Genomic DNA, 7,400 nt, shown 5'->3' on the forward strand with positions numbered 1-7,400 from the left:
GGCTCTGCTATTGACATACAAAAAATAAAGTTCTAATATATTAAAAACGAGAAGCAATAATTAAAGAATTATTACTCCTCTTTTTATAAAAGTTTTACATTAATTTTTAGAGTTTACACAAAACTTGCAACAGCCCCCAATTAAGATACCCTCTATCAGCTAAGAAATGTAATTTACACGTAATTTGGGACAGACCCTATTTTATACCTCTTTTTCTATGTAAAACAATTATTTTTCACAGTAGAAACATACTTTTTTCCCTTTGAAATCTATCCACTTCCCTCCTAAATCTTCTATTTGTGAGATACATTTAGTATTTTCACAATTTTTGTCTATCCCGTCATATACAGGTTTAATATGACTTTCCATGAGTAAACTCATAATGGCCTGCCTTACAAAAATACCATTTTTAGCCTGGGAAAAATAAACAGCATTTGGAGTAGAATCTAGATCTGTATGGATCTCTCCTACCCTAGGTAATGGATGAAGAATTTTTAAATTAGGTTTGGATATTTTTAAAATTTCTTTATCTATTTGATATTTACCAGAACATTTCTTGAAATCTTGTGGATCATCAAATCTTTCCTCTTGTATCCGAGTCATGTATAGAATATCCACACCCTTCATAATAGCTTCATAGTTTTCTAGAACTTCATATTCCAAAGAGAGAGAATCTAATATATATGATGGGATTTGCATCTCAGGAGGAGCTATAAAATAAATCTTATTTCCACTAAATTTATCCAATGCCTTAGCTAATGAATGAACAGTTCTTCCATATTTGAGATCTCCTACGAAAGCAATCACTAAATTATCTAGTTGGCCTTTTTCCTTTTGTATAGTATAGAGATCTAGTAAAGTTTGGGTAGGATGTTGGTTAGCACCATCACCTGCATTTATTACAGGTATGTCTAAAATCTCACTGGCTCTCTTGGCTGTTCCCTCATAGGGACTCCTAATTGCCATAATGTCAGTATAGAGGCCCATCATAGTGAGGGTATCGGAGATTGTTTCCCCTTTTTTTAGGGAGTTATTACCTCCTCCATCTAATTCTATTACCTTTCCTCCTAATCTATACATAGCACTTATAAAAGATAGCTTAGTACGGGTAGATGGTTCAAAAAATACAGTGGATAAAATTGTATTCTCTAACTTACAAGGTTTAGGGTTATTTTCTAACTTTTTTGCCCTATCTAAGATGCTGAGGATGTCTTTCACAGTTAAATTGTTTAATGATAGTATTTCTTTCATTTCTTTCCCTCCTATAATCCTCTCCGGTTCTGATGAACCCCCTCTCCCTTAGAGGGAGAGGAAAACTTAAATTTTGACTTGGTCACTCCCTCAAAAGGGAAAAACTATATTTAGGTGAGATTGTTATATCTTGCTGATATCAAAGATGTCTAAATCTCTAGTATTTACATCTTTTTCCATGATATTTAATACTGCATTTAGTGTATCTAGTGAAGTTAATACTTCTACACCATATTCTATAGCAGTTCTTCTTATCTTAAATCCATCTCTTTGGGCGTCATTTGCCTTTGTAGGAGTATTGATAAGTAGATCTATTTGTTGAGTTTTTAATTTATCAATTATATTAGGAGATGTTTCATTGATCTTATTGATAGTCTCACATGGGACACCATTATTATTTAGGTATTTAGCAGTTCCATCCGTTCCAATCATTGTACACCCTTGACCTACAAGTCTTTTAGCTAAACTTAGGAACTCATCTTTATCACTTTCCTTTATAGTGGCTAAAACTCTCTTATTTTTAATTTCATGGATTCTGTATCCTCCTACAAGACCCTTGTAGATAGCTTCGTCCATATTATTTCCTATCCCTAGTACTTCTCCTGTGGATTTCATTTCAGGCCCTAATGATACTTCTACTCCACCAAGTTTTTCTGTAGAGAATACTGGTACTTTTACTGCTACTAGATTTGGTTTTTTATATATTCCTATACCGTATGGCAGATCAGCTAATTTCTGTCCTAGCATTACTTTTGTTGCTAGCTCGATCATTGGAACTCCAGCTATCTTGGAGATAAAAGGAACTGTTCTAGATGATCTTGGATTTACTTCTATTATATATAATTCATTTTCATAGGCTATAAATTGTATATTCATCATTCCTATTATATTTAATTCTTTAGCTAATTTTTTAGTGATCTCTAAAATTTTTTCTTCCGTTCCCTCATATAGATTTTGCTGAGGATAAACTGTAATCGAATCCCCAGAATGGATTCCCGCTCTCTCAAGATGTTCCATTATTCCAGGAATAAGAACATCTTCACCGTCGCAGATAGCATCTACTTCGATTTCTACACCATTTAAATATTTGTCTACTAATACTGGGTTTTTAGGATCTCTGATGAAAGAAGCTTCTAAATAACCCTTTAAATTTTCCTCTAAGTAGCAAATCTCCATCCCTTGTCCACCTAATACATATGAAGGTCTTACTAAAACTGGGTATTTTATTTTTTCAGCTTCTGCTACACCATCTTCAATATTCCAAACGGCTCTTCCCTTTGGTCTCTTTATATTTAATTTTTCTAAGATAGCTTCAAATCTCTCTCTGTCTTCAGCAGCATCTATCATATCAGCGGAAGTACCAATAATATTAATTCCTAAATCTGCTAAATCGTTAGCTAATTTTATAGCAGTCTGCCCACCAAATTGTAAGATAACTCCTTCTGGATTCTCTTTTTCAATTATATTCATGACATCTTCTAGCACTAATGGTTCAAAGTATAATTTATCAGCAGTTGAGAAATCTGTAGAAACAGTTTCAGGATTATTGTTTATAATGATAGTCTCTATATCCAATTTTTGCAATGCTTTTACTGCGTGTACTGTACAATAGTCAAATTCAATTCCCTGTCCTATTCTGATAGGACCAGACCCTATTACTATAATTTTTCTTCTGTCTGATATTTCTACTTCATCATATAGATCATAGGTTGAGTAATAGTAAGATGACGAGGCTTCAAATTCTCCAGCACAGGTATCTACCATCTTGTATACAGGTATAATATTTAATTCTTTTCTTTTAGCAACTATATCATCTTCATTTAGGCCCATAAATTCCGCCATAGCTCTGTCTGAGAATCCTTTTTTCTTCCAATTTCTAAGGTTTTTAGGAGTAAGGTCAGATAATTTAGTCCTCTTTAAAATTTCTTCTTGTGTCACTATCCACTGAAGTTTTTCCATAAAGAATGGGTCCATCCCAGTAATTTTCTGTAACATAGCCTTAGTGTATCCACGTCTTAGCATCTCAGCTAAATCAAATATTCTTTCGTCGTCCGGGCTTACTACTCTCTTTTTTAGTTCCTGCATAGATCTTATCTTAGATGCTTTATGCTCCAAGCTGTATTCCCCAATCTCCAATGATCTGATACCTTTTAAAAATGCAGCTTCAAAGTTGTTTCCAATAGCCATGATCTCTCCAGTAGCCATCATTTTTGTACCTAATTTTCTATCCGCTTTTTCAAACTTATCAAACGGCCATTTTGGAATCTTCACTACTATGTAATCTAGTGCCGGTTCAAAACAAGCATATGTTTTCCCTGTAACTTCATTTTTTATTTCATCTAGAGTGTACCCCAATGATAATTTTGCTGCTACCCTTGCAATAGGATAACCGGTAGCTTTAGAAGCTAGTGCTGATGACCGAGATACTCTAGGATTTATCTCTATAATTGCATATTCAAATGAATCAGGGTTGAGAGCAAACTGTACATTACACCCTCCTACAATCTCGATCTCATCTATGATGTTAAGTGCAGATGTTCGGAGCATTTGGTATTCTTTATCAGATAATGTTTGAGATGGAGCTACTACGATACTATCTCCTGTATGGATTCCTACTGGATCGATGTTTTCCATATTACACACTGTAATCCTATTACCATTTATATCTCTCATTACCTCATATTCTACTTCTTTCCATCCAAGGATCGATTTTTCAACTAATACTTGTCTTACTCTAGATAAAAGCAATCCTTTTAACAGGATATCTTCTAACTCTTGAGGGTTATTTGCCATCCCTCCACCAGTACCACCCAGTGTATATGCAGGTCTTACAATTAATGGATACCCTATTTTTGCAGCGAATTCTAATCCATCTTCTAGATTTTCAACTATCACACTCTCTACGGTAGGCTCCCCTATCTTGTTCATAGCATCTTTAAATAAGTCTCTGTCCTCTCCCCTTTTTATAGAATTGATACTTGTTCCCAATACCTTGATATTGTGTTCAGCCAATATTCCACTATCTTCTAATTCCACCGCCATATTAAGTGCAGTTTGTCCACCCATCCCTACTAAGATTGAATCTGGTTTTTCCTTTATTATTACCTTAGTTACAAACTCCAATGTAATGGGTTCGATATATATTCTGTCGGCTACACTTTTATCTGTCATGATAGTTGCGGGGTTAGAGTTTATTAATACTACTTCTACTCCCTCTTCCTTCAATGCCTCGCAAGCTTGAGTTCCAGAATAATCAAATTCAGCAGCCTGTCCTATTACAATTGGTCCCGATCCTATTACAAGGGTTTTCTTTATATTTTTATCTAACATTGAATTACCTCACTTTAAAAGAATTTACCAAATAGATGACGCTTCTTTTTATAGTTTCTCTTGGTTAAAGAAACCAACGTATAATATTAATCCATAGTTTTCTTTTTTACATCATAAATTTCTATCTCAGCATCTTGATGAAATTATCAAATACATATTGAGAATCTTCTGGTCCTGGCGCTGCTTCTGGGTGGTATTGTACCGATGCTATTTTATTCTTATAATCTTTCATTCCCTCTACGGAGTTGTCGTTTAAGTTTATTTGAGTTATCTCTACACCTTCTGGCATTTTGTCTACCACATACCCATGATTTTGAGATGTGATAAATATCTTATTTTTTTCCAAATCTTTTACTGGATGGTTGACTCCCCTATGACCAAACTTTAACTTGTTAGTGGATCCGCCTAATGCCCAAGCCAGCAACTGGTGTCCTAAACATATTCCAATAATAGGTATTTTCCCAACCATCTTTTTTATCTCATCTATTACACCTGTTAGGTCAGCGGGATCTCCAGGTCCATTGGATAAAAATACTCCATCTAGATCATAGGATAAGATCTCCTCGGCAGTGGTATTCCATGGAAAGACGGTCAGATCACAGTTTCTCTTATGAAAAGATCTGATGATGTTTTGTTTTATTCCAAAATCAATCATTCCAATTTTTTTATTTACTTTTTCTGCACCACAGGGAGCTTCATAGATCTCTTTTGTGCTGACTATACTTACTGCATCTATATTTGAAAAATCCTTCATTGTATTTTTAATTTCTTTTTGTGTAAGTTCCTCGATGGTGATGATAGCTTTCATAGATCCGTTATCTCTTATGATCTTAGTCAGATGTCTTGTATCAATCCCCTTAAAGCCCATTATCTTATGTTGTTTTAAATAACCATCCAGGGTCATCTCACATCTAAAGTTATTCGGTAGTTTAGCAGGTTCTTTTATTACAAATCCCCTTACCTTTGCACCATCACTTTCTAAGTCATCTAGATTAAGACCATAGTTTCCTATCATCGGATAAGTCATTACAACTATTTGTCCATAGTAAGATGGATCGGTAAGGACCTCTTGATATCCTGTCATAGATGTATTAAACACTAACTCTCCTACAGCTTCCTCTATATATCCAAAAGCCTTTCCCTCAAATACCATTCCATTTTCTAATATCAATTTTGCCTTCATAACGCCTCCTGGGTTCTCATAAGTTTATGCTTAAAAAAAAGAATAATAACTAAAATAGATTAGTCATTATTCTTTAGAATAAAATTATTATTAAAATTTAAAAACAAAGATAGAGATCCATATGCTATATAGGGAACATCTTTTAAAAATAAAAATTTGTTAAATTGAAATACATTATTGAATTCAATTGGTATTACTAGCAATCTTTTGTTTTTCAAATTTAACGCCTCCTTAAAATTTCTTATATTAGATTAACAAAAATAATTAGATCTGTCAAATTTTATTTTTTAATATAAGGTCACGTTACTTTTTTTATTTTAAAAGAAATCAGCATAATATGCAGTATATTAAGTTATGTAACTAGAATTGATGTACTCTCACTATTTAGTCTATTGCTTAAAGTTTGAGGTTCTTGGGGAATTTAATAAAAAATAAAAAGAGGAGGTAAGGATGAAGAAAATATGTATTATATTATTTTTAATTCTAATTTCAGTTTTTAGTTTTTCAGAATCGGAAAATCTTTTTGGGAAATTTGAAATAGGTGAAAATGTAGTTGTAAATGATAAGGGTGAAGGAGATTTGGTTGTAGCAGGTAGAGAAGTACTTATAGATAGGAATTCATCTAGACGTGTAATTATTGCGGGTGAAATAATTACAATAAAAAGTAGGTCAAAAGAACTCTACCTAGCGGGGAAACATGTTACAATAGACGGATTAGTAGAGGGAAATTTAAATATAATGGCTAAGAATTTATATATAAATGCTCCTGTAGGTGGGAACCTTAAGATAATTGCAGAAAATGTTATTATTTCTCAAGGAGTAATAATAAGTGGTGATATAGACATAGATGGAAATCTGCTGGTATCTAAGGGGGCAGTTGTTAAAGGGAACATCTATTATAAGGAAAAATTGCCTGTAATAGAAGGACATGTAATGGGAGAATTTGTAAAAAAGACAGAAAAAAGTTATACCTATGAAAGGCACTTCACTTTTCTACCATTTAAACTATTTTCAGTGTTTTATCTGTTTATACTTACCTATATAATTTTTAAACTGAAAAAACACTTGGGAGAAGATAGGCTAGAGAGATATTTAAATAATAAAAGTTTAATTTTATTTAAGGGATTCGCAGGTCTAGTCCTCACCCCAGTAGCTGCTGTATTATTATTTATTACAATTTTAGGATTCCCCATAGGGATCTTACTAATATTATTTTATATGATCTTACTGTTCTTGGCTACTCCCATAGCAAATCTAATTATAGCAACTAAATATTTTAATAAAATAAATTTTCTTAAGCTTTTATTATCTAGTCTTGTTTTAATAATTTTGATAAGTTTACCATTTATAGGGTGGTTGATAAAATTATTCTTAATTTTGTTGGGATTGGGAAGTCTAATAGACAGGTTTAGAAATAAAATGATCTGAAAATAAAAACAGGAGAATATTCTCCTATTTTTATTTATACTAGAAGAGTTATTTTACTATTTGAAATAATTTTTTGGGGCTGTTGCAAGTTTTGTGTAAACTCTAAAAATTAATGTAAAACTTTTATAAAAAGAGGAGTAATAATTCTTTAATTATTGCTTCTCGTTTTTAATATATTAGAACTTTATTTTTTGTATGTCAATAGCAG

The 7,400-nt window shown here is 32.7% G+C and carries 5 protein-coding genes; 1 reads left to right on the forward strand and 4 read right to left on the reverse strand.

The window, feature by feature from the left end; translation table 11 throughout:
* Positions 1-228 precede the first annotated feature (228 nt).
* From pyrB to V5784_RS04100, 4 genes are all read right to left on the reverse strand, one after another.
* Positions 229-1,251 carry an aspartate carbamoyltransferase gene (pyrB, locus tag V5784_RS04085; RefSeq protein WP_336887781.1) on the reverse strand — a complete coding sequence of 341 codons (1,023 nt, stop codon included), beginning with the start codon at positions 1,249-1,251 and terminating at the stop codon, positions 229-231.
* Between the two features lie 123 nt (positions 1,252-1,374).
* The gene (gene carB, locus V5784_RS04090) at positions 1,375-4,581 is read right to left on the reverse strand and encodes a carbamoyl-phosphate synthase large subunit (protein ID WP_336887782.1); all 3,207 of its coding nucleotides are present in this window, start codon (positions 4,579-4,581) and stop codon (positions 1,375-1,377) included.
* Between the two features lie 121 nt (positions 4,582-4,702).
* On the reverse strand, positions 4,703-5,764 hold the full coding sequence (carA, locus tag V5784_RS04095; RefSeq protein ID WP_336887783.1) for a glutamine-hydrolyzing carbamoyl-phosphate synthase small subunit: 1,062 nt from the start codon (positions 5,762-5,764) through the stop codon (positions 4,703-4,705).
* A gap of 59 nt (positions 5,765-5,823) precedes the next feature.
* On the reverse strand, positions 5,824-5,982 hold the full coding sequence (locus tag V5784_RS04100; RefSeq protein WP_336887784.1) for a hypothetical protein: 159 nt from the start codon (positions 5,980-5,982) through the stop codon (positions 5,824-5,826).
* Between the two features lie 232 nt (positions 5,983-6,214).
* On the opposite strand from V5784_RS04100, the gene V5784_RS04105 reads away from it, so the two are divergent.
* Positions 6,215-7,192, forward strand: a complete 978-nt coding sequence (locus V5784_RS04105; RefSeq protein ID WP_336887785.1) for a polymer-forming cytoskeletal protein — start codon at positions 6,215-6,217, stop codon at positions 7,190-7,192.
* The last annotated feature ends 208 nt before the right edge of the window (positions 7,193-7,400 follow it).

Origin of the sequence: Psychrilyobacter sp., from assembly GCF_037132775.1 — a bacterium.
Taxonomy (GTDB): Bacteria; Fusobacteriota; Fusobacteriia; order Fusobacteriales; family Fusobacteriaceae; genus Psychrilyobacter.

Bases quoted from the DNA above. Each gene is read 5' to 3' on its own strand.
- carB (WP_336887782.1), bottom strand. From the start codon at position 4,581: ATGTTAGATAAAAATATAAAGAAAACCCTTGTAATAGGATCGGGACCA.
- pyrB (WP_336887781.1), bottom strand. From the start codon at position 1,251: ATGAAAGAAATACTATCATTAAACAATTTAACTGTGAAAGACATCCTC.
- V5784_RS04105 (WP_336887785.1), top strand. From the start codon at position 6,215: ATGAAGAAAATATGTATTATATTATTTTTAATTCTAATTTCAGTTTTT.
- carA (WP_336887783.1), bottom strand. From the start codon at position 5,764: ATGAAGGCAAAATTGATATTAGAAAATGGAATGGTATTTGAGGGAAAG.